Source organism: Pleurocapsa sp. PCC 7319, from assembly GCF_000332195.1.
GTDB lineage: Bacteria > Cyanobacteriota > Cyanobacteriia > Cyanobacteriales > Xenococcaceae > Waterburya.
Window position 1 is genome coordinate 4,701,371 of the sequence record NZ_KB235922.1, and the last position, 22,144, is coordinate 4,723,514.

Here is a 22,144-nt window from a genome sequence, read left to right on the forward strand (position 1 = left end):
TAGTAAATCATTGATGAAATAATGAAGCCGTCTGGATGGCAAATTGGAATAGTTTTAGTAGTTGGGATAATTGGAGTTTCTCTGGCAGCGATTTGGATTCGCTTGGCAGTCTCTGTTGTCACTCCAGATAATAAGGTTGGTTTTAGTCTATTCTTGGCAGCATCCCGTTTAATCATGGCTACTGTAATTTTACTGCCGACTTGGAAAAATCTAAAATTCTCTAAGATTAATCCTGTTGCCAATTATTATGCGATCGCTGCGGGTATTTGTCTGGCAATGCATTTTGCTACCTGGATTACATCCCTGAGCTATACTTCCATAGTTGCTTCTACAGTTTTGGTAACAACCAATCCCATCTGGATCGGACTGTTTTCTTGGTGGTGGTATGGGGAAAAACTAAGTCGGCAAGGAATTATGGGTATTGTGATCGCTCTAATAGGGGGAATTTTGATAGCGATCGCCGATACTGATGGGGGCAGTAGTAGCTATAGCAACGCGATTTTGGGAGATATCCTAGCTCTAGTGGGGGCAATAATGTCCAGTTTATACATCATCTTTGGTTCTCAAGCACAAAGACGAGGTTTAAATACCAGTAATTATATTGCGATCGCCTATTCTACGGCGGCACTATTTTTGTTTCCTCTGCCACTTTTATCCCAAACTAGCTATTTCGGTTATGCACCTTCAGTTTATCTGTATATTTTTTTGATGGCAGTGATGTCTCAAGTGATTGGTCATACTAGCTTAAACTGGTCAGTACGCTGGATTTCTCCAACTTTGGTTAGCCTAAGTCTTTTACTTGAACCAGTTGTCGCTAGCTGTATCGGTGCGATCGCTTTGGGCGAAATTCCCTCCTTAAGTTTGTTCTTGGGGGGGTCAATTATCTTAATCGGAATCGCAATTTTCTTAAGGCAAGAAACAATTTAAATATGAGTATAATTTGCGAAAATGGTTAGTAAACCTAGCCTGTTTACGATTCAAATTTTATGTCCGCAACCGAACTAGAAATCGATATTGCTACCTACATCGATCACACACTGCTCAAACCCAGTGCTATTCCCGAAGAGGTAAAGCAAGTCTGTCAGGAAGCTTGGCAATATAATTTTCCGTCTGTATGTATTTATCCTGTAGCAGTAAAACAAGCGCGGGAATTATTACACGATAAACAGCCCCAAGTTTGTACAGTTATCGGTTTTCCTACAGGTGCTGTTACCTCGGCAGTTAAACTCTATGAAGCTCAGATAGCAGTTGAAAATGGGGCAACGGAGCTGGATGTAGTAATCAATCTTGGTTGGGTAAAATCAGGAGAATCGAACAAAATATATCGAGAAATAGCCGAAATATGTGCTGAAACTGGTCAAGCTGTGAAAGCAATTTTAGAAACTACCGTTCTCACCAATAAAGAGAAAAAACTAGCAGGAGAAATCTGTCTGGATGCAGGGGTAACATATCTAAAAACCAGTACTGGGTGGTTTGGAGGAGCAACAGTAGAAGATGTCAAACTACTCAAAGAAATTGCCAAAGGACAAATTGGCATTAAAGCCTCTGGCGGAATTCGTACCTACGAACAGGCGATCGCCTTAATCGAAGCAGGAGCAACCCGTCTCGGTACATCTCGCGGAATCGATTTAATTCGTCAACAAAATGAGTCTATAAAATGAGTTCGGAGTTCGGAATTCGTAGGGGCGAACAGCGGTTCGCCCTTACTAGAATTCGGAGTTATGGTTTTTTACTAAGATATCTAAAAATACTAAGCGATAAATGAGTCAAAAATATAAAGCCACGGGAATTATTCTTAAAGGCTCGTCGATTAAGGAAAGCGATCGCTTGGTGACAGTGTTAACCCCTGAATATGGTTTGATTCGAGCAGTTGCTCCAGGAGCCAAAAAACACAAATCGCGCCTCAGAGGCAGAACTGAATTATTTGTAATTAATGAATTATTGATAATTAAAGGGCGATCGCTAGATAAGATTATTCAAGCGGATACTATCTATACTTATCCTGGTTTAAGTCGTGATATTGGTAAGCTGGCAGCGGCTCAATATTTAGCTGAGTTATGTTTGTGTTTGGCGATAGACGAACAACCGCAACCAGAATTGTATCAATTACTCAATGAACACCTGCGTCGGATTGAAGAATTTGATTCTCAGGAGTCGATATATCCCTATCTGGCTCAAGCAGTATTTCATTTAGTAGCGATCGCTGGTTTAACTCCTCAGGTATTTAATTGTTGCCTGACCCAAAAACTGCTTCCGCCCAACTTAACTTCATCTCAGTGGCGAGTAGGTTTTAGTTTTGAGGGTGGCGGGATTGTTGATCTGGAAACAGCACAACCAGTACAGCTAAAAAATACTGGAAATCAATCTGATAATAGCCTTTTAACAGAGGATCATCAATATCATCCCATACCTACGATTAATCATCGAATTAATGGGATGGAATTAGCTATTTTACAACAGTTAAATTATCATTCTTTACCAGGAACAGAATGGTTCACCAAGAAAAAAACAGCTAATTTTGATCTGGATCTGGCTTGGATCAGAATCGAAAAAATTTTGCGAGAATATATTCAATATCATTTAGGAAAAACCATTCGTTCGGCTAATCTAGTAGATAGCTTATATATAGAATTTTAAAGTTATTCAGATTAATTTAACAGGGCACAATGCGACTGTCGGAATCAGAAACCTCAGAAAATTCTTTAATTAATAACCAAACTACAGCACCAGTGTCTGATCAAAACGAAACCGATTCTCAAGGCTTTACCCCAGTATTAACAAACAGCCGTTTTGTAATTTTATGGAGTGGGCAGATATTTTCTCAGTTGGCGGATAAAGTCTACTTGGTATTGATGATCGCTATCATTGCCAATCAATTTCAGTTACCCAACCAGCCAATTAGCAAGTGGGTATCTCCCATTATGATCGCTTTTACGATTCCAGCTGTATTGTTTGGTTCGTTGGCAGGTGTATATGTAGATCGCTGGCAAAAAAAGTCCATTCTAGTGATTTCTAATCTGTTGCGGGGAATTTTGGTGCTTTGCTTACCGCCTTTATTGGTGGCTGCTCAGGGGAAAACACTATTTCAGTCTCTTCCTTTAGGATTTGGGTTGATGTTAGTTATTACTTTTTTGGTTTCTACTTTTACCCAGTTTTTTGCCCCCGCAGAGCAAGCGGTTATTCCCTTAATTGTTAAGGACAAAAATTTATTAGCTGCCAACTCTCTCTACACTACTACCATGATGGCATTGCTGATTATCGGTTTTGCTATTGGTGATCCCCTATTAGATCTTGCTGATAGTTTAGCTTCTCAGATAGGTTTACCGGGGAGTATCGGTAAAGAAATTTTGGTTGGCGGAGCATATGCGATCGCCGGGATCATTTTACTAGGACTAAGAAGCGGTGAAAAATTGAACAAATCTGAGCAAGAACACCCTCATGTTTGGCAAGATATCCGAGATGGAATTAAATATCTAGGACGAAATCATCGGGTACGCAATGCCTTAATTCAATTAGTTATTTTGTTTTCAATTTTTGCTGCTTTAGCTGTCCTGGCAGTAAGTATGGCAGATCAAATTCCGCAGATTAAAGCCGAAGAATTTGGAATCCTGCTGGCAGCAGCAGGAGTTGGCATGGGAGCAAGTGCCGCTATTTTAGGTAGTAAAGGAGAAAAAATTAGTCGCGCTCGTTTAAGCTTAATTGGTTCAATCGGTGTGGCAGCATCTTTGGTAGGATTATCTTTTGCCACACAAAACCTCTGGTTAGCTCTAGGCATGACCACTTTATTGGGTGCATTTGCTGCCTTAGTTGGTGTACCGATGCAAACCACAATTCAATCCCAAACCCCTGTAGAGATTAGAGGGAAAGTTTTTGGCTTACAGAACAATGCTGTAAATATTGCTCTTTCCTTGCCGTTGGTCTTAGCTGCCGAAGCCGAAACTCGTTTTGGACTATCTTCTGTAATGTTGGGATTAGCAATGATCGCAGCTGGAGGAGGAGTTTTAACCTGGTATATCTTACAGGCTCATGACCAACAGCTCAATAAATCTACACCCTCACCGGAAATAGAAGTGTGAACTGTAATCATTGATTTTTGCAGGAAAAAGCAAGACAGAACCCCTAATCTGGTAAATTAACTAAAGTCGATCAAAGTAAAGATCAATTGTGATTACTAGTTAATTCTTGCTTGTTTGTTCTGTTGTAGTTGCCTAGAGGAAAGAGCATTTGCATGCATATCGCTTGGTTGGGGAAAAAATCACCTTTTTGCGGTAATGTGACCTATGGTCGCGAAATAACTAACGCACTTTTAGACCGTAAATATCGGGTTAGTTTTTTACATTTTTCTCAACCACAGGGTAGTTATGAGCATCATCTGGAGTATCAAGGGGAGCGACACAATTGGTCAAATTGTGACGAGATTTCGCTCCCTTTTATTTACAAGTCTCAGATTTATACTATTCCTACCCTTAAATCTAGCAAAGTCTTATTGCGATCGCTTTGTAAGCTCAAACCTGATTTAGTCCATGCTTCTTTAACCCTTTCTCCTCTAGATTTTTTACTCCCAGAGATTTGCGAAGAATTAAATATTCCTCTAGTAGCGACATTTCACCCTCCTTTTGATAGCAAAATTCGCAATCTTAAGTCGAGTACCCAGTATCTGACTTATCAACTATATGCACCATTTCTGGCTCGCTACGATCGGGTAATTGTTTTTAGTGAGATTCAACGAGACCTATTAATCAAGTTAGGGGTTCCAGGCGATCGAGTCGCAATTATTCCCAATGGCGTTGATGAACGTAAATATTCTCCTGGTTATTCCAATCTTAAGTTCCAGTTAAGAACGAATAAACTATTTGTCTATCAGGGTCGTATTGCTACCGAAAAAAATATTGAAGCCCTGCTCAAAGCTTGGAAGCTAGCGGATATGGGAGATAATTGTCAATTATTAATGGTTGGGGATGGTCCAATCAGAAGCTCTCTCCAGCCTTCCTATGGTAAAGAACACAATATTATCTGGCTCGGGTTTGTGGCTGATGAACAACAGCGCATTGACATCCTCAGGGCGGCCGATGTCTTTATTTTGCCCTCTTTAGTGGAAGGTTTATCCATATCCCTCTTGGAAGCCATGTCTTGTGGTGTGGCTTGTTTGGCAACCGATGCTGGTGCAGATGGGGAAGTTTTAGCAGATGGAGCGGGAGTTGTGTTGGACACTCAAGGAGTAACTGCGCAACTCAAAATTTTGTTGCCGTTGTTTCGCAATCACCCCGAAATGACTAACTTACTGGGTAATAAAGCTCGCCAAAGAGTCTTAGAAAAATATACTTTGCATCACAATATTACTAAGCTGGAGAGATTGTATTTAGAAATAGCGAATAAAGAATCTATTTCGGCTTAAAGGTAGCAGTTTTTGGATGAATAAGCTAAACCTAGAGTGTTTATCAATGGCTAATGGCTAATGGCTAGTGGCTAATGGTTAATGGCTAATGGCTAATGGCTAGTGGCTAGTGGCTAATGGTTAATGGCTAATCGATAGTCATAGATAAAAATTTACTTTTCTGCCCTCATCCTTATTTCCTAAATGTTATGGTCAAAGTTAGTGTAATCATCCCTGCCTACAATGGCGATCGCTACATTGGAGAAGCTGTTGATAGCATTTTGAGTCAAACTTACAGTGACTATGAAATTATCGTGGTAGATGATGGTTCTACAGATAGTACTCGTCAAGTAATCGAACAATACGGTAGCAAAATTCAATATCTGAGCCAGACAAATCAAGGAGTAGCGGCTAGCCGTAATTTGGGTTTGAGCAAAGCGCAAGGGGAATATATTGCATTTTTAGATCAAGATGATGTTTTTCTCACCCATAAATTAGCCTCTCAAGTTGCTTTACTCGACCAAAATTCATCTCTAGGAATAGCTAATAGTGGTTGGCAAATTGTTAATCAACAAGGAGATGTCAACGCAGCGGTAAAGCCTTGGAAAGAAATTCCCGAGCTAAACCTGACTAATTTGATTGTCTGGAAACCTGTTTTTCTGGGAGCGATGTTGTTTCGGCGATCGTGGCTGGAGCATACTGAGGGATTTGATACTACTTTGGAGCAAACACCAGATGTCGATTTAGTATTACGTTTAGCGGCAATGGGGGCTACTGCTGCTTGGGTCAAACAGGTCACAGTGAAATATCGCCAACATGAAGCCAATGCTTCTAAAAACACTTTATTACAGGCTCAAGAATTAGACCAGATTTTGGAACGATTTTTTAGTCAGTCTAATTTATCTCCAGAAATTAAAACTCTTGAATCCGAATCTCGTTATCAAAGTCTAATTTGGAGCGCTTGGCGGCTTCAGCAAACAGGATATTTGACGAAAATGAGTGATTATTTGTATAAGTCCTGGTTTTATAGTCAGAAATATCCGACAGAAATAATTCTCAATTGGATTAAATCTTTTAAAACTTATTCTACAGAATATGGTATAGATTTCAATGTTTCTAGTCTTATTTCTTCTCTGGAGTGGCAAAAATTAATTAAAAAATGTCTTGTATAAATATTTAATTTAGTTCAACTTGAATTAGCTTCGTAAAAGATTAAGTGATCTAAATCTATAGTTGTATTTAAAAAACAAGATAGGCTATTAAATAAGATATCTTGCTAAACAAAAATAGCGTTTTTGTTGTCGCTTTAAAAGTATAACAACTAGTTTTATTTGTATATTTAAAATGAAAAAATTAGTTAATTTAATCTTATGGTCAATAGTGTTTAATTCTATTGTTACTATTGTTCCGGCACAAGCTGATTCGGGCTGTTTTATGCTGGATGCTCAAGGGAATCCTTTAGATTTAGGTTATCTGTGTCAAAACTCTGGTTCCAAGTCTAATCTCAATATAACCAATCCTCAAGAAACTCAAACTCCCAGTCAATCTGGAGTTCACATTATACCTATCAAAAGTAGACGTTCAGGCATTCCCGTAATTGATGTCAAGTTTAATGACCGATATGTATTTGAGATGATGTTAGATACAGGAGCAAGCAGTGTAGTTATCACAAGAGAGATGGCAAAAACCCTCAAGGTTAATCATCACGAAACTGTAAGAGTTTCTACTCCTAGTAGTAATAATGTCAAATTGTCTTCTGGCTACGTCTACTCTCTTCAAGTTGGAAAAATAACCCACAAAAATACCAGAGTTATTACTGCTCCCACTATGGATATGGGATTATTAGGACAAAGTTTTTTTGGAGGATATGACCTCACAATCAAAAGCGATGTGATTGAATTTAGAGAAAGATAAGAACAACAAGTCTGTGCCAAATACCCTTTTCGATCGCCAAAAAAAAAGTTATCATGGTAAATCGTGAGTTTTTATACTAGCCATGAATGCCGAAGCAATTATACGTTCAATAGAAGCTGAACATCTCAAGTCAGATGTACCTGAAATTTATGTAGGTGACACTGTTGAAGTTGGAGTCCGAATTACTGAAGGAAACAAAGAACGAGTACAGCCTTACAAGGGGACAGTAATTGCCAAACAAAACGGTGGGATTAACGAAACTATTACTGTACGTAAAATATTTCAGGGAGTAGGGGTAGAAAGAGTATTTCTCTTACATTCTCCGATGATCTCCAAGATCAAGGTAGAGCGTCGTGGTAAAGTACGCCGGGCAAAACTCTATTATTTACGCGATCGTGTTGGTAAAGCCACTAGGATTAAACAGCGTTTTGATCGCCCTATCTAATAATATCTGACCGCTAATAAAAAAGCTTATTTGGTAAAAAAATGCGTTAATGCGGTATAATTGGGAGGCTCTGGCAAAAAGTAGGTCAGTGCGAGAATGCGTCTTTAGTTCAGTTGGTAGAACGTCGGTCTCCAAAACCGGATGTCGGGGGTTCAAGTCCTCCAAGGCGCGTAATACTCTAAAAAGTATCTCAATCAGCGCATTTATCAGCTAGATATCTGGTCGTAGGATTTGGTCTTGGAACTGGTGTCAGCCAGCTATTTACTTAGTAATTAGTTAAGCTTAATAATAGTTAGGTTGTTAACGTATTTTTCTCGAATAAAGGTTAATTATACTTTTAAGTAATAAAGATAATCATAGCCTGATTGCTTTATGCTGTAGCTAATGTTTTGTTTTATAAGACAATAGCATATAGATTATTTTCAGCGAACATTTCCGCGAGGCAACAGTTTTGGCTAAAAAAGATATAGTAAAAAAGGAAAAACCCGCAACCGCAGAATCGACAGGTGGCAGTAGTGCAGCTGATTTTGCAATTCAAACTAAAGAAGAATTAGGCAAAGTGGTTTGGCCTTCACGCCAACAGTTGATCAGTGAGTCAGCAGCCGTAATTCTGATGGTTATTTTAGTGTCGACAATTATCTACTTAATTGATAATTTCTTTGCTTGGGGAGCAGGAAAGGTATTTTGATTATGATTAATACCGAAGACATACCAGAGGACAACAATCAGCAACCAGAGGAGACCAAGGCAAAACCCAAAGGAACTCCTAGATGGTACGCTGTGCAGGTAGCTTCAGGATGTGAAAAGCGTGTCAAAACCGATATTGAAATGCGGATTCACACCATGGAGATTGCCGATCGCATTATGCAAGTTCAGATTCCGCAAACACCGAGTGTCAAAATCCGTAAGGATGGCTCACGCTATACCAGCGACGAGAAGGTTTTTCCAGGCTACGTTTTAGTGAAAATGCTAATGGACGATGATGCTTGGCAAGTAGTTAAAAATACTCCCAATGTAATTAACTTTGTGGGGGCAGAGCAAAAACGTCGTTATGGTAGGGGACGGGGTCATGTCAAGCCACTTCCTCTCTCTCGAGCCGAAGTAGAGCGCATCTTCAAACAATCTGAAGAGCAAGAGCCAATCATTAAGATTGATATGGAAATTGGTGATAAAATTGCTGTTCTCTCAGGTCCTTTTAAAGAATTTGAAGGGGAAGTAATTGAAGTTAGCCCAGAAAGAAGTAAACTAAAAGCTTTGTTATCTATTTTTGGGCGAGATACTCCAGTAGAATTGGAGTTTAATCAAGTCGAAAAACAAAATTAAGTATGCCTAGAAAAGTTGTCGCGTTAATAAAATTAGCTTTGCCTGCGGGTAAAGCTAATCCAGCACCTCCTGTTGGTCCTGCTTTGGGTCAACATGGTGTAAATATCATGGCGTTTTGCAAAGAATACAATGCCAAAACAGCCGATAAAGCAGGACTCGTAATTCCTGTAGAAATCTCTGTTTTTGAAGATCGAAGTTTTACTTTTATCCTCAAAACACCTCCGGCATCAGTCTTAATTAAGAAAGCAGCGGGAATTGACAAAGGAGCCAGTGAACCTAACAAGCAAAAGGTCGCTTCGATTACTCGCGATCAGCTTAAAGAGATCGCCCAAACCAAATTACCCGATCTCAATGCCAATGACATTGATGCAGCGATGAAAATCGTAGCGGGTACAGCGAAAAATATGGGAGTAGCGATCGCCGAATAACGGGAATAACTATTATTTTTGTCCCAATCAACCATAAACTTATTTACTCATAACTTAATGGGGAGAGGCATACCGCTTCGCTAACTACCCAAGGAGAAAATTTAAATGGCAAAAAAAATGTCTCGCCGAATGCGCGAGTTAGTTAAAAAAGTAGATGAAAACAAAGTCTACGAACCTCTTGAAGCATTAACATTACTCAAGGAAACAGCGACAGCGAAATTTGATGAAACGGCTGAAGCTCACATTAAACTAGGTATCGATCCGAAGTATACCGATCAGCAACTAAGAACCACTGTTAGTCTCCCTAAAGGTACAGGACAAACCGTAAGAGTAGCAGTAATTGCTCGCGGAGAGAAGGTCAAAGAAGCAGAAGAAGCCGGAGCAGAGATCTACGGTTCAGAAGAATTGATCGAAGATATCCAAAAAGGCATGATGGATTTTGATATCTTGATTGCTACCCCTGATATGATGCCTAAAGTAGCCAAATTAGGTCGTGTTTTAGGACCTAAGGGTTTGATGCCATCTCCTAAGGGAGGAACTGTTACAGCCGACCTAAAACCAGCGGTCGAAGCATTCAAAGCTGGTAAATTAGAATTTAGGGCTGACAAAACTGGCATCGTTCATGTTATGTTTGGTAAGGCATCTTTTTCAGCGGAAGATTTATTAGAGAATTTAAAAGCTCTTCAGGAAACCGTTGACCGTAATCGTCCTTCGGGAGCGAAAGGTCGTTACTGGCGTACTGTATATGTTTCCGCTTCTATGGGTCCATCAATCCAAGTTGATGTCAGTGCGTTACAAGATTTAAGTTTGACGGTCGCAGCCTAAACGAAATTTTTGACGAAACACTACAAGTAAATATTAAAGATTAAACGACTAGTACCAAAGACAGCAGGAGCGTCTTGACGCTTAATATCCTGCCGAGGTTAATGTCTATCAGTTTGGTTTTCTAAGTTTCTTTACGGAAATTAGAAAACCAGACTAGGCAACCTCTGGCAGATAGCTGGAGGTTTTGCCGTTTAAGACCCAAAAGATCCCAACCAAAAAGGAGGTGATACAAAATGGGGAGAACCCTCGCCAACAAAAAAGAAATAGTAGCCGAACTCAAGGAAACTTTGAGCAAAGCGCAACTAGCTTTTGTAATCAATTATGAGGGGTTATCGGTAGCAGAAATTACCGACTTACGTAATCGTCTGCGTCCTAGTGGTGCAACTTGTAAGATTACGAAGAACACCCTGATGAACATCGCCATCCAAGGTGATGAAAATTGGCAACCAATGGCAGAGTTCCTAAGTGCTCCAACTGCCTTTCTTTTGACCGGAGAAGAAATAGGAGCAGCCGTTAAGGCTTACAAAGGATTCCAGAAGGAAACCAAGAAGACTGAGTTGCGCGGCGGCGTAATGGAAGGTCAGGCTTTGACCAAACAACAGGTTGAAGCATTAGGTGACTTGCCCACCAAAGATGAATTATACGCTCAAATTGCTGGTGCAATTAATGCCTTAGCCACCAAAGTTGCTGTGGGCGTTAAAGAAGTTCCCAGCGGACTGGTAAGAGGGATCAAAGCTGTTTCAGAACAAGAAGCATAAGCTACTATTTGAAACTATTTACACAACTAACTAATCAATCATCTATCAATCAAGGAGTAAAATTTATGTCTGCTGCAACTGATGAAATTCTCGAAAAGTTGAAAGCTCTAAGCCTTTTAGAGGCTTCTGAACTAGTTTCTCAAATTGAAGAAACTTTTGGTGTCAGTGCTGCTGCTTCTGCTGGAGTAGTTATGGCTGCTCCCGGCGCTGCTGCTGCTGGAGAACCTGAAGAAGAGAAAACAGAATTCGATGTAGTTCTTGAAGAAGTACCCAAAGAGAAGAAAATTGCCATTCTTAAGGTGGTACGTACCATTACTGGTTTAGGTCTTAAAGAAGCCAAGGAAATGGTTGAATCTACTCCAAAGGCTCTTAAAGAAGGTGTTTCTAAAGACGATGCTGAAGAAACCAAGAAAAAACTGGAAGAAGCTGGTGCCAAAGTTGCTGTCAAGTAATCAGTTAATCTAAGTTTCAATTGAAGTTTAAATACAAGGGACATTCAATTAAATGTCCCTTTTTTTTTGGCTGTATTGTAGCCGCATTCGTCACAAGTTAAGGTGGTGTGTCGTTTGTCAATCGGTTTTTAGCTCTAAGCTTTTGGAACACAGTTTAGCATTGTTGTCAACCCGTGAGCCTTCTTATTTAAAGCGATTGGCTTTGCCACTGCGCGGAGCGCAATCGCTCAAAATATCTGGCAAATTATTCGATATTTATTTGCTTACCTCTATGAAAATTTTTCTTATTGAGTTTTTATAAGCTTTTCTACTTATTGCAAAAGTGGGATACACTGTTTGAAAATTAATTTTAAGTTTAGATTAATTATAGAAATTTATTTCAATGGGATGTAAAAGCTTATGTCCGACAAGCACTATAACAGTCCCAGAAAAGCTCAAGCGAATGATTTTGATGATAACCGCTTCTTTGTGGTGGGAATTGGAGCTTCGGCAGGAGGACTACAAGCTTTAGAAGAGTTTTTTGAAAACATTCCCCAGGATATCGGTGCAGCGTTTGTAGTAATTCAACATCTTTCACCCCGCTTCAAAAGTTTGATGCAAGAGTTATTACAAAGAAAAACTTCTCTTCATGTCTATCAGATTGAGGATGGCATGAAGATAGTACCTAATTCGGTTTATGTTATTCCCCCTCGAACCAATATTGTAGTAGAGCACGGAAGATTACATTTTCGCGAGCAAAAACCAGAGCGGCTCAATTTTCCGATCAATATGTTTTTTGGTTCTTTAGCCCAAGAGTATCGAGATCGGGCTATGGGAGTGCTACTTTCAGGTACGGGAAGCGATGGAACTGAAGGGTTGCAGGCAATTGGAGAAGCAGGAGGGCTGGCACTGATTCAGTCTCCTGAAACGGCACAATTTAGCGGGATGCCCGCCAATGCTTTGCCTACGGGGTTAGTAGATGAAGTCCTTTCTCCCCACGACTTGGCAGAAACGATTTATGAAATTGTCAGAATTACCCGCAACATCCCTTTAACCGAGCAATTAACTGAAAATGTCATTGATCCGATACAGCTTAATCAAGTGCTGGAGTTACTTAATGACCAAGAAGCCGTAGACTTTTCTCAATATAAAGTAGGCACACTCTCAAGAAGAATTTATCATCGCTGTTCCCTGAACGGCTATCGCTCGCTAAAAGCTTACATTACCTATCTCGAAAGCTCCGAGTCAGAACGTCAACTACTCGTTCAGGATTTTTTGATCGGTTCGACTCGTTTTTTCCGCGATCCTGAAGCTTGGCATTTTTTGGAAACCAAAGTTTTACCCCCTTTACTCGAAAGTTTGGAGGCGCAACAACAGCTAAGAATTTGGGTGGCAGGTTGTGCTACAGGAGAAGAAGCTTACACTATGGCAATATTGGCTGATGAAGCAGTGGCAAAAAGCAATAAATCCTTGAGTGTCAAAATTTTTGCTACCGACTTAGATAGTTCGGCTTTGGAAACTGCTTCTAAAGGTATTTATCCCCTAAATATCACTAAAGATATATCTGCCGAACGATTGGAACGCTATTTCCTCGACAAATCAGACTGTTACCAAGTTCGGCGACAGTTGCGGGAAATGCTTATTTTTGCACCCCACAACTTAACCAAAAATGCGGGCTTTTCTAAAATGAATCTGATTAGCTGCCGTAACGTGCTGATTTATATGCAGCCAGAACTACAACAGCAAGTATTACGGATGCTGCATTTTTCTCTGGCATCTCAAGGTATTTTGTTTTTAGGCAGTGCAGAAGTTCTCGGGATGCTGGAAGGAGAGTTTTTAATGGTTAACTCGAAGTGGAAAATTTACCAAAAACAACGAGATAATCAACTTTCTTTATTACCCGTTACCAGAGAACCCCTAACAGCCCCAACCCTTTCTCCAACACGTCTTAAACGCATTCAGCCTCGATTAGATCGTGTACTAGGTCAAGTTTTTAATTTCTGTTTTGGCGATCGCCAAGCAACCTGCTTGCTGGTCAGTGAAGATAACAAGTTGCTGCGTATTTTTTACGATACGGTAGATCTGTTGAGATTGCCTCTAGGGGAAGCTAATTTAGATGTGATATCTATAGTTCCTCCTGCTTTACAGTTACCTTTATCTACCGCTTTACACCGCGCCAAACGAGAACGAGAAACCGTACTCTACGCGGGAATTAAGTTAACTCAAAGAGAACAGTCGCGAATAATCAATCTTAAGGTGGGCATAGAGTCTGGGGAATCTCACAAAGAACAGTTGTTGATTGTATTGCTAGAAGAGCAAAAACTAAATATTAATACGGTTTCTAACCAAACGTTTGAAGTGAATGCGGAAACAGTCAACCAACTTAACGAATTAGAATACGAACTCCAACAAACTCGCGAGAACCTACAAACCACCATTGAAGAATTAGAAGCCACTAACGAAGAACAACAGGCGACTAATGAAGAACTGATTGCCTCCAATGAGGAACTGCAAAGCACCAACGAAGAACTACATTCGGTAAACGAGGAACTTTATACCGTCAATGCCGAACATCAATCCAAGATTCAAGAATTACTCGAACTCAATAACGATTTAGACAATCTGCTCCAGAGTACGGAAATTGGAGTGATTTTCCTGGATTTGAACCTCAATATTCGTAAATTTACTCCTGCTGCCGCTAAAGCCGTCAATGTTAGAGAAGGAGATGTCAATCGTCCTTTAACCGATTTTTCCCACAATTTATCTTGTTCTCCACGGCAAGACGTATGTTATGACCTAGTTGAATTACTCAACCAAGTTCTAAGTAGCCGACAATCCGTAGAACAGGAAATGGTGTTGCGTCCAACAGACAGACATATTTTAACGCGGGTTAACCCCTATTGGAGCGAAAAAAGAGAATGCCAAGGTCTGGTATTAAGCTTTATCGATATTGATGAAATCAAACAAGTAGAAGAAAACCTGCGACGAAGTTCCGAGCAGTTACGCTTGATTACTGATGCCATGCCTGCTTGGATTTCCTATGTTGACGAACAACGCTGCTGTCGTTTTAGCAATCGAGCTTATCAAAACTGGTTTGAAGGATATTCCGAAGGGATTGAAGGATTGGATTTAAAGACAATCTTAGGAGATGAAATTTACCAGCAAGTTCTTCCCCATGTAGATATGGCTCTTGCAGGGGAAAACGTCAGTTTCGATATGGAATTTCCCTCTCTTAATCGCGGTTCTCGTTGGGTGAATATCAGCTATATTCCCCATATTCTGGATTCAGGTCAAGTAAAAGGATTTTTCGCCTTAATTAGCGATATCAATGATCGCAAGGCAGTGGAACGGATAAAAGACGAATTTATTTCTGTTGTCAGTCATGAATTGCGTACCCCCTTGACAGGAATTTTAGGCATGTTGCAATTACTATCAGAAAAAAGTATTAAACCTGAATCGGAAAAAGGTGCAGAAGCTCTAAAAATTGCCTATGACAGTGCCTTACATTTGATGAATTTAGTCAAGGATATTTTGGAGCTAGAGCGTTTAGAATCGGGCAAAATCAAGCTATTTAAGGATTGGGTCAATGCTGCCGATTTAGTTGGTCAAGCTAAAGATGTGATGAAAACCATGGCCAAGCGAGAAAAAATTACCATTGATGTCTCCTCTGAGGAAATTGAAATTTATGTCAATGGCGATCGCATAATTCAAGTTTTAAATAATCTTCTCAGCAATGCCATTAAATTTTCTGAACCCGGTTCGATAGTTTTTCTTACTGTAAAAAGGCAAAATGATACAGTTATTTTTACAGTTCAAGATCGGGGGAGGGGTATTCCCGAAGACAAACTTGACGATATTTTCGAGCGTTTTCAGCAAGTGGATGCCTCAGATTCTCGTAAAAAAGGCGGAACGGGTTTAGGTTTAGCCATTTGTCGCCAAATTATCCAACAACATCAGGGAAAAATCTGGGCGGAAAGCAGTTTCGGTGAAGGTAGCAGTTTTTACTTTGCTTTACCACTTGAAAGTTTGGAGGATACGGCAATTGAGTCAGAAGCAAATCTTGATCGTTGATGATGACGATAATGTACGAGCAACCGTAAAACTTTCTCTTCAGGTAACAACTGATTGGGAAATTTTGACTGTTGGTTCGGGACAAGAATGTCTATCCTTAGCTCAAACCAAGCCTCCCGATCTAATTCTTCTCGATGTGATGATGCCCGGTCTAGATGGGATTGAAGTTTTACGCCAATTGCGAATTGATGCCGTAACTCAAGCAATCCCCGTTATTTTTCTGACGGCAAAAACTCTATTAAAAGACCAGAAACAGCTCAAAGATTTAGAAGTTCAAGGAATAATATCAAAACCATTTGATGCTATGGATTTAGCAAAACAAATTTGTCTTTTACTAAAATGGTAAATTTTTGTTCATGTATTTTTAGGACAAAGTAGTGCAATTGATTTATCCAGGCTAAAATAGCCTGGAACTTAAACCTTAATACAATACTTCTCTTTTAAGAATTTAATTTTGCCAACTTCTCATGTCCGTTCCCTTTGATGCTGTCTCTGCTCAGAAAAGAATCGATCAATTTTGGTGTCTTCCTGCTAGCTTTGGTATGGAGAGAAATGCCTATCATAATTATCTCAATGAGATTGTAAGCGATCGCTATGCTCTGATCAATGGCTTGCAATTATTGAGAGACGAACTACAATTTGCTGCTGCTAGTCCTACTGATATGCACATCTGTGGGGCAGATTTAAGCTTGCCCAGTGTAATTACAACTTTAGCCTATACAAATTGTGGCGATCGCATTCATCAAGGCGAAGCCACTAAGCGCTATCGAGATGTAGTAGCATCTCGTTTTGCCACCCTTTCCGAAATTGGCGAACTAAAACTAGAAGCATTTTTCCCTGCCGGTGGCGGTACAGACAATGGAGCAACACTAGCTCATGTAACGGTAGCGCATCAGATGGATGAAGCATTACGCAGAAAACTATATGAAGGTAATCCTCAGTCGATGGTGTTAGTGGCAATAGACCTCAAAACTCATGTAGGTCGATTGGAAGAAGGGGAAAAGCGTATTTATGGAAAAACTTGTGAATCTCCCTGGAGAGAACCCCGTAATGCCTGTGGAGCAATTGTCGGAGCCTTATCCGAATATCATCCTCACAATATGATTCATCGCCGTATCAGAGATGATTTAGGCGAAAAAAATTTTCAATATCTCTCGAATCAGAAAATTTTTACCGATGATGGTGTAGATATCACCATGGCAGTAGCATCGGCAATTGTGGCCATAAGAGGTATTCGCAATACGGCAATGGCAATGACGCAAGAAATAGATGAACGAGGGATAGCTCATCTAACTGCTAGTACTACAGTAAATCGACCTTCACGAGATGATCTGGTGATTTATTTAGCTAGGGCGACAGTATTCAACGGCAAAATACGAATACAAAGTCTGGGGACAAAAGCGGAACTCTACAGTGGCAAACTAATTAAGTATGCAGGAGAACGGCGACTTCAGTTAATCTATAACAATTTAGATAGTGAACATCTGCCTGTGGAAGAAATTCCCTATAAAGTTAAGCCTTCAGGGTTGTATTAACTTAGTTAATTTATCAGAAATCTCTGATTTTCTAGCTATGTTGTCTCTTAATCGATCTAATTGGAATTCCTGTAATCGACAAAAATTAAATTTTTCTTGGGTAAAAATAATTTTAGCGTTACTATTATGGTTTTTACTTGTAGTGACTCCTGTTTCTGCCCAAAATAATTCTTTTTCTATCGATCAACTACTAACTTTTCCAATTGATAATTCCACTACTGAAACTAAAGCTGCAATTGTTATTGATGAACAAGAAATTTTTCAGGTGAGTGGTTCAACAAACTTAACGGCTGAAGACCGCGCCGATAATATTAACGATATACTCTTGGAAGTAATTAATTCTTCCCAACCTCCCCAGATTGAGATTAAACAACGAAATAAATTACCAGTTATTTATCTAAATAATCACCATTTACTGACTGTTACGTCTCAAGATATAACTAAAGATAATACGGTTGAAACCCAAGCTATTACCTGGAAAACTGAATTAGAAACCAAGATCAAACAGGCACAATTCAGCAGAACCCCTAAATATATTCGGGAAAAGTCGCTCTTAGCCGTAATTATCTTGGTGGTAGTTTTTGCCACTGATAAAGTAATTAGTCTACTCAAACAATATTCTTTACCCAAAGCGATCGCCAAACTTTTACCAGGGATTAATCCGACTCATTTGGAGTCTCCCAATATAGGAACATTATTTAAAACCAAATTAATCTTAGTCAGGGTGATTTTATGGTCTGTCACTATTTATTATTTGAGTGGTTTATTTCCCCAGTCTCGACACTGGCGGAGTATGATCATCGAGATTTTAAGAGATATCTTTGAAATTTCTTTTGAAACTTCATTATTTAACCTTGGCGATCGCTCTTACTCTTTAATCGATCTACTGATTCTGGCGGGATTATTTTGGGGATTGCTCGTAGCAACCCAAACTATGACTACCCTTTTGCGAACCAGGGTGCTTCGCCAGACACGAATGAGTCGGGGGTCGCAGGAGGTTATTTTTGTTGTTGTTAAATATGGTTTAATTTCTCTGGGGACAATTATTCTGCTGCAAGTATGGGGATTAAACCTCAGTTCCATAGCTATCTTAGGTAGTGCTTTGGGGGTGGGTATTGGTTTTGGGTTCCAAGATATTGCCAAAAACTTTGCTAGTGGAGTGGTGTTATTATTCGAGCGTTCGGTGCAAATCGGTGATTTTATTCAAGTCAACGGACATAAAGGTCTAGTTGAGCGTATACAGGCTCGTAGTATTGTTCTCAAAACCTTAGACCACATTTCCATTGTCGTTCCCAACTCTCGCCTACTAGCCGACGAGGTAATTAACTGGAGTCATGATAGTCCGATTTCCCGCTTTGTATTACCTGTGGGAGTAATATATGACTGCGATCCTGAGGTTGTTAAAGAGATTTTACTTCAGGTAGCAAAAGAACACCCGGAGGTATTAGCTCGTCCTCAGCCTCAAGTTTTTTTTACTGGCTTTGGGGATAGCTCTTTAGACTTTGAATTGCTGGTATGGGTTGCTGAACCCAGTCGTCAACCAATTATAAAAAGTGAGTTGTATTTTCGAATCTATAGAATTTTACGCGATCGCGCGATAGAAATTCCCTTTCCCCAAAGGGATTTACACCTGCGGAGTAAGTTACAGCTCATTTCTCCAGATTTAGAAGCTGCTTTCCTACGCTGGCTCAATAATTCTTCCAATCGTCCATCCAACTAATTCAAAAGACAACTAACGAATTTGGACTTGCTCAATATTGACTTCACTAACACCTCGGACATTTTGAGCAACAGTTACCAATCTATCTAAAAAACTTTTATCTGGTATTGTACCTTTTAAAATAATTTTGCTATCGTTTTGTGCCACATAAACAGTAGATATTCCGCCCAAAATAGAGTCTTCATCCAATGCTTTGGCAACTCTTTTGGCTAAACCACTAGCATCATATTCTCCATCCAAACCAATTCGTTCTTCAGCAATAGAAGGGCTTGAATCTTTAACTAGGAGTGCAGTTTTATCTTCACAGGCACTGAATATTACTAAAGAAGTAACAATAAAAACTATCAGTAAAGAGTTTAAAGGATTAAATTTTGTTTTCATGATCGCTGTTTCTCCAACTGAGATTAAAAAAAATTCGTCAGTGGTTAGTCAGGATCGCTCTTGGCAACTAACCACTGACAAAATTTAGAAGTTGTAACCTAAACCAACAATGAAATCTACTCTATCGTCATCAAATGTTAGCCAGACAACAGAACCATTGGCAGTTAGTTTATTACTGGCACGATAATCTGCACCACTTGTAACTGTTAAGCCGACGCTACCACCATCATGAGTAGTTCCACCAATACCGGCACCAGCAAAAGGTAATAATCTTCGGTTTTTGAAGGGTGATTCGAAGTCATAGGTAATTGGTGCAATAACTGTCAATTCTGTATCGTCGTCAAATTCTACATCTGTGAGAACTGCAGGTCGTATAGAAAGCTGTTCGGCTAATTCGAGCTTGGCATTGGCTGCAAAGCTTTCATCGGTAGCACCTAAACCAATATCGTTAGATCTATCTTGAGCAGATGCGATCACAGGGGTAGCTAAGACAATCGCACCGATTAAACTCAAACTAAGTAAATAACGTGAATCGAGTTTCATAATGTACCTCCTCATAGAAGATACGATTTAGAACCGAGAAAATAATTTCAGTTGGAAGCAAATCTCAAACCGATAGATATACGAAGTGCGTTAACGTTTCTAAAAGATGAATCGGTTGATGAATTTGGCTGCTACCAAATACATTGAATACTCTCTAGTTACTATTGTATCTTGGTTATTTAACTTTGACGGTATAATCACATAATTGTCCAAGGTATCAACGATTTTTTGACTAGATTTGTTTAATGATCTGATAGGATTTCCCAGTTTACTTAGCGGATGCTAACCTTCGTCCACAATGTTCATTAGCTGGGACAGCTTCCATTATTCTTTTCGGCTTGGGTAAGTCGAGATTGTTCATCAACTCGATAAAGCGATCGCGATCTCTACCAGCAAAGCGAGGATTCCACTGTTTTTCTTCCCCGATAGTGGAAACAGTATGTCCTCGATAGTCATGGGCAGGATAAAAATTTTTATTCTGACATCATGATTTAGATTAAACAGAAAAGTTGAAGAACTTGTGGGGACATTTGTTAATTATATTTGTTTAATCTTCCAATATATTTGTTTAATCTTTCAATCCTCTATTTTGATGTTAACTTCCAGAGACGACGAGAAATTATTGATCATTAAAACCATTAATTACTCGCTACTGAACGAAGCGAGTTTTATGTTCTATCCAGGTTTTGAATTGTCATTACTCATTGATAGTTCCTCAGATAGCTGGTCAACTTCTGTGGTGATTTTTATAATTTCTGTTTTGATATTTTCTGCTTCTTTGCTAATTAATTCGCTGGCAGCTATCTTATTAGATAATTCCTCTTGTTTGGGTCGGATAACATCGGCAAACTGTTGTAAACACTTATTTAATTCGGCTGCCAAGGCATCTTTTAAGGCATTAGTATAGCTTTCCTGTAAATTAAGGTAGGTTTGCTCTAATTCCTCTTTGACTTTTTTGCGTTGTCTGGGTAAAGCGTTAAAACCCATTAGTCCAAAAAGTCCCGCAATCAAAAATGCAGTAGCATCAGCCGAACCAGTATTAAATAGAATATGCCCACCAAATCCAGTGGCGGCAGCAGTAATACCTAGTCGCCAAAAGCTATCTAACCCTTGTTCAGCAGCATTCTTGATTTTTGCCGCAAACTCATCAATTTCTAATTTATCTGTGTCAATTTTCGGAATAGCTAATGTTCCTTCAGAGATAGTCACTGCTGTTGATAGATCTTCTTTGGCTTCTCTGACAATACGCTCTCGGTATTTGAGAAAGGTGGCAATTGCCTCCTTAAATATTTCTTGCAGATTTTTATCGAGCTGAATTTCTTTGATGGTTTTGGCGAGTCTTGCTTCGAGCAAATCATCTTCTTTAGTAATTCTTCTTTTGAGAACAGTTAGAAAAGAAGTATTGCCATCGATTAGATTATTTGTGCCTTGGATCAAATTTTTAAATAGATCGTCGATATTATCGCGGAAAATTCCAAACAGTAAATTATATTCTTCCAGTCTCTCTTCGATTCTACGGGAAGTGCGGTCAAAAATAACCTTTTCAGTCTCTAGTTTAGACTTTACTGTCTGGTTTTGCTTCTCTAGCTGTTCTAAATAGACTAATAAAGAATTTTGAGGACCCTTAAGCTTTAGCTTGACTTTTTCTCCTTCGGCTAAAAATGCTAATAAAAAACTTTTTAATTCGTCAATTCCAGCACCAGTTTGAGCGGAAATAGAAAATACAGGGGGCATTTCTGCCAGTATTTTTTCTAGTCCTTGACTGATGTATTCACGAATTTCTCTAGCCTCATTTTCTTGAACTAAGTCAATTTTATTGATGGTAACAATAATTTTACGCGCCCAAGTCTGATCGACTAGAGTTAAAAAATCTTGTTCTGATTTACTCAAAGGGCGTTCAACAGAAGTAACAAATAAAATGATATCTGCCTGTTGCAGATAGTTTTCGGTTAATTCTTGGTGTTGTTCAATAATTGAATTAGTTCCAGGGCTGTCAATAAAAACTAATCCCCCAAATCCTTCTGGATTATATGATTCAATCTCTTTTGTTGTGGGAAGAAACCCGACAGTAGCAATTTCTTGGTTATTTAGTTGATTTAGTAAACTAGATTTACCAGCATTAAACTCACCACAGATAAAAATTGAGAAGGGATTAGCTAGCTGTTGTTTAAGGACTTCTGTATCGGGATTAAATTCGGGAAAAAGTACTTTTGCCTCGACAAAAAGACCTTCAACTTTCTGAATGGTTTCCAAGCTGCGATCGAAAAGCTGTTGTTGTTCTCTTGAAAGAGTTAGAGGCATATTTTCTCTTCCTTGATCTGTAATTGTAGATATATCCTTCAATTAATAGCAGTTTTTCAACCGATCGCGCCCAGACTTTAAGATTAATACCAATT

At 39.3% G+C, this 22,144-nt stretch carries 21 protein-coding genes, 1 tRNA gene, 1 pseudogene and 1 other annotated feature; of the genes and pseudogenes, 19 read left to right on the plus strand and 4 right to left on the minus strand.

The annotated features are described in order from the left end of the window. The first annotated feature begins 21 nt into the window (after positions 1–21). The 19 genes from PLEUR7319_RS0125445 (at position 22) to PLEUR7319_RS36685 (ending at position 18,824) form a co-directional block, all read left to right on the plus strand. Positions 22–927 carry a DMT family transporter gene (locus tag PLEUR7319_RS0125445; protein WP_019508053.1) on the plus strand — a complete coding sequence of 302 codons (906 nt, stop codon included), beginning with the start codon at positions 22–24 and terminating at the stop codon, positions 925–927. Positions 928–986: 59 nt separating this feature from the next. Next, positions 987–1,661 carry a deoxyribose-phosphate aldolase gene (gene deoC, locus PLEUR7319_RS0125450; RefSeq protein WP_019508054.1) on the plus strand — a complete coding sequence of 225 codons (675 nt, stop codon included), beginning with the start codon at positions 987–989 and terminating at the stop codon, positions 1,659–1,661. 100 nt (positions 1,662–1,761) lie between these two features. Then, positions 1,762–2,637, plus strand: coding sequence for a DNA repair protein RecO (gene recO / locus PLEUR7319_RS0125455; protein WP_019508055.1), 876 nt, complete (start codon positions 1,762–1,764; stop codon positions 2,635–2,637). 29 nt (positions 2,638–2,666) lie between these two features. Then, complete coding sequence (locus PLEUR7319_RS0125460) at positions 2,667–4,076, plus strand: MFS transporter (RefSeq protein ID WP_019508056.1); 1,410 nt, start codon at positions 2,667–2,669, stop codon at positions 4,074–4,076. A 152-nt stretch (positions 4,077–4,228) separates the two neighbouring features. Then, a complete protein-coding gene (locus PLEUR7319_RS0125465; protein ID WP_019508057.1) occupies positions 4,229–5,395 on the plus strand; it encodes a glycosyltransferase family 4 protein in 1,167 nt (388 codons plus the stop codon). Positions 5,396–5,583: 188 nt separating this feature from the next. After that, positions 5,584–6,546: a glycosyltransferase family 2 protein gene (locus tag PLEUR7319_RS0125470; RefSeq protein ID WP_019508058.1), complete on the plus strand. Its 963-nt coding sequence runs from the start codon at positions 5,584–5,586 to the stop codon at positions 6,544–6,546. 172 nt (positions 6,547–6,718) lie between these two features. Further along, complete coding sequence (locus PLEUR7319_RS0125475; protein ID WP_019508059.1) at positions 6,719–7,288, plus strand: TIGR02281 family clan AA aspartic protease; 570 nt, start codon at positions 6,719–6,721, stop codon at positions 7,286–7,288. Between the two features lie 82 nt (positions 7,289–7,370). Then, positions 7,371–7,733 carry a 50S ribosomal protein L19 gene (rplS, locus tag PLEUR7319_RS0125480; protein WP_019508060.1) on the plus strand — a complete coding sequence of 121 codons (363 nt, stop codon included), beginning with the start codon at positions 7,371–7,373 and terminating at the stop codon, positions 7,731–7,733. 98 nt (positions 7,734–7,831) lie between these two features. After that, positions 7,832–7,904: transfer RNA gene (locus tag PLEUR7319_RS0125485), tRNA-Trp, on the plus strand. 280 nt (positions 7,905–8,184) lie between these two features. Continuing rightward, positions 8,185–8,421, plus strand: coding sequence for a preprotein translocase subunit SecE (gene secE, locus PLEUR7319_RS0125490; protein WP_019508061.1), 237 nt, complete (start codon positions 8,185–8,187; stop codon positions 8,419–8,421). Positions 8,422–8,423: 2 nt separating this feature from the next. After that, a complete protein-coding gene (gene nusG / locus PLEUR7319_RS0125495) occupies positions 8,424–9,056 on the plus strand; it encodes a transcription termination/antitermination protein NusG (RefSeq protein WP_019508062.1) in 633 nt (210 codons plus the stop codon). 2 nt (positions 9,057–9,058) lie between these two features. Further along, entirely contained in the window at positions 9,059–9,484 is a 426-nt protein-coding gene (rplK, locus tag PLEUR7319_RS0125500) for a 50S ribosomal protein L11 (RefSeq protein WP_019508063.1), read from the plus strand. A 105-nt stretch (positions 9,485–9,589) separates the two neighbouring features. Continuing rightward, positions 9,590–10,309 carry a 50S ribosomal protein L1 gene (gene rplA / locus PLEUR7319_RS0125505; RefSeq protein WP_019508064.1) on the plus strand — a complete coding sequence of 240 codons (720 nt, stop codon included), beginning with the start codon at positions 9,590–9,592 and terminating at the stop codon, positions 10,307–10,309. A gap of 36 nt (positions 10,310–10,345) precedes the next feature. Then, positions 10,346–10,506, plus strand: a sequence feature (ribosomal protein L10 leader region). A gap of 36 nt (positions 10,507–10,542) precedes the next feature. Further along, positions 10,543–11,067 (plus strand): 50S ribosomal protein L10, encoded by a 525-nt coding sequence (gene rplJ, locus PLEUR7319_RS0125510; protein WP_019508065.1) that lies wholly within the window; start codon positions 10,543–10,545, stop codon positions 11,065–11,067. Positions 11,068–11,132: 65 nt separating this feature from the next. Then, a complete protein-coding gene (gene rplL, locus PLEUR7319_RS0125515) occupies positions 11,133–11,519 on the plus strand; it encodes a 50S ribosomal protein L7/L12 (protein WP_026102776.1) in 387 nt (128 codons plus the stop codon). A gap of 399 nt (positions 11,520–11,918) precedes the next feature. Next, a complete protein-coding gene (locus PLEUR7319_RS36680) occupies positions 11,919–15,569 on the plus strand; it encodes a chemotaxis protein CheB (protein ID WP_019508067.1) in 3,651 nt (1,216 codons plus the stop codon). Continuing rightward, on the plus strand, positions 15,541–15,915 hold the full coding sequence (locus PLEUR7319_RS40250; protein WP_026102777.1) for a response regulator: 375 nt from the start codon (positions 15,541–15,543) through the stop codon (positions 15,913–15,915). Before PLEUR7319_RS36680 ends, PLEUR7319_RS40250 begins: the two co-directional genes overlap by 29 nt. Before the next feature lie 121 nt (positions 15,916–16,036). Continuing rightward, on the plus strand, positions 16,037–17,104 hold the full coding sequence (locus PLEUR7319_RS0125530; protein WP_019508069.1) for a hypothetical protein: 1,068 nt from the start codon (positions 16,037–16,039) through the stop codon (positions 17,102–17,104). A gap of 142 nt (positions 17,105–17,246) precedes the next feature. Beyond that, the gene (locus tag PLEUR7319_RS36685) at positions 17,247–18,824 is read left to right on the plus strand and encodes a mechanosensitive ion channel family protein (RefSeq protein ID WP_237743618.1); all 1,578 of its coding nucleotides are present in this window, start codon (positions 17,247–17,249) and stop codon (positions 18,822–18,824) included. 12 nt (positions 18,825–18,836) lie between these two features. Here the strand turns inward: PLEUR7319_RS36685 and PLEUR7319_RS0125540 are convergent, their stop codons facing one another. The 4 genes and pseudogenes from PLEUR7319_RS0125540 to PLEUR7319_RS0125555 all read right to left on the minus strand — a co-directional run bounded on the left by PLEUR7319_RS0125540 (position 18,837) and on the right by PLEUR7319_RS0125555 (position 22,049). Continuing rightward, positions 18,837–19,205 carry a hypothetical protein gene (locus PLEUR7319_RS0125540; RefSeq protein WP_019508071.1) on the minus strand — a complete coding sequence of 123 codons (369 nt, stop codon included), beginning with the start codon at positions 19,203–19,205 and terminating at the stop codon, positions 18,837–18,839. 84 nt (positions 19,206–19,289) lie between these two features. Further along, positions 19,290–19,748 carry a hypothetical protein gene (locus tag PLEUR7319_RS0125550; protein WP_019508073.1) on the minus strand — a complete coding sequence of 153 codons (459 nt, stop codon included), beginning with the start codon at positions 19,746–19,748 and terminating at the stop codon, positions 19,290–19,292. A gap of 268 nt (positions 19,749–20,016) precedes the next feature. Beyond that, positions 20,017–20,214 (minus strand): annotated as a pseudogene (locus PLEUR7319_RS43670) (MBL fold metallo-hydrolase); the annotation flags it as partial. 209 nt (positions 20,215–20,423) lie between these two features. After that, entirely contained in the window at positions 20,424–22,049 is a 1,626-nt protein-coding gene (locus tag PLEUR7319_RS0125555; protein WP_019508074.1) for a dynamin family protein, read from the minus strand. Positions 22,050–22,144: the final 95 nt, after the last annotated feature.

Excerpts from the sequence above, each read along its gene's own strand:
- PLEUR7319_RS0125445 (WP_019508053.1), top strand. The coding sequence starts at position 22 with ATGAAGCCGTCTGGATGGCAAATTGGAATAGTTTTAGTAGTTGGGATA.
- deoC (WP_019508054.1), top strand. The coding sequence starts at position 987 with ATGTCCGCAACCGAACTAGAAATCGATATTGCTACCTACATCGATCAC.
- recO (WP_019508055.1), top strand. The coding sequence starts at position 1,762 with ATGAGTCAAAAATATAAAGCCACGGGAATTATTCTTAAAGGCTCGTCG.
- PLEUR7319_RS0125460 (WP_019508056.1), top strand. The coding sequence starts at position 2,667 with ATGCGACTGTCGGAATCAGAAACCTCAGAAAATTCTTTAATTAATAAC.
- PLEUR7319_RS0125465 (WP_019508057.1), top strand. The coding sequence starts at position 4,229 with ATGCATATCGCTTGGTTGGGGAAAAAATCACCTTTTTGCGGTAATGTG.
- PLEUR7319_RS0125470 (WP_019508058.1), top strand. The coding sequence starts at position 5,584 with ATGGTCAAAGTTAGTGTAATCATCCCTGCCTACAATGGCGATCGCTAC.
- PLEUR7319_RS0125475 (WP_019508059.1), top strand. The coding sequence starts at position 6,719 with ATGAAAAAATTAGTTAATTTAATCTTATGGTCAATAGTGTTTAATTCT.
- rplS (WP_019508060.1), top strand. The coding sequence starts at position 7,371 with ATGAATGCCGAAGCAATTATACGTTCAATAGAAGCTGAACATCTCAAG.
- nusG (WP_019508062.1), top strand. The coding sequence starts at position 8,424 with ATGATTAATACCGAAGACATACCAGAGGACAACAATCAGCAACCAGAG.
- rplK (WP_019508063.1), top strand. The coding sequence starts at position 9,059 with ATGCCTAGAAAAGTTGTCGCGTTAATAAAATTAGCTTTGCCTGCGGGT.
- rplA (WP_019508064.1), top strand. The coding sequence starts at position 9,590 with ATGGCAAAAAAAATGTCTCGCCGAATGCGCGAGTTAGTTAAAAAAGTA.
- rplJ (WP_019508065.1), top strand. The coding sequence starts at position 10,543 with ATGGGGAGAACCCTCGCCAACAAAAAAGAAATAGTAGCCGAACTCAAG.
- rplL (WP_026102776.1), top strand. The coding sequence starts at position 11,133 with ATGTCTGCTGCAACTGATGAAATTCTCGAAAAGTTGAAAGCTCTAAGC.
- PLEUR7319_RS36680 (WP_019508067.1), top strand. The coding sequence starts at position 11,919 with ATGTCCGACAAGCACTATAACAGTCCCAGAAAAGCTCAAGCGAATGAT.
- PLEUR7319_RS0125530 (WP_019508069.1), top strand. The coding sequence starts at position 16,037 with ATGTCCGTTCCCTTTGATGCTGTCTCTGCTCAGAAAAGAATCGATCAA.
- PLEUR7319_RS0125540 (WP_019508071.1), bottom strand. The coding sequence starts at position 19,205 with ATGAAAACAAAATTTAATCCTTTAAACTCTTTACTGATAGTTTTTATT.
- PLEUR7319_RS0125550 (WP_019508073.1), bottom strand. The coding sequence starts at position 19,748 with ATGAAACTCGATTCACGTTATTTACTTAGTTTGAGTTTAATCGGTGCG.
- PLEUR7319_RS0125555 (WP_019508074.1), bottom strand. The coding sequence starts at position 22,049 with ATGCCTCTAACTCTTTCAAGAGAACAACAACAGCTTTTCGATCGCAGC.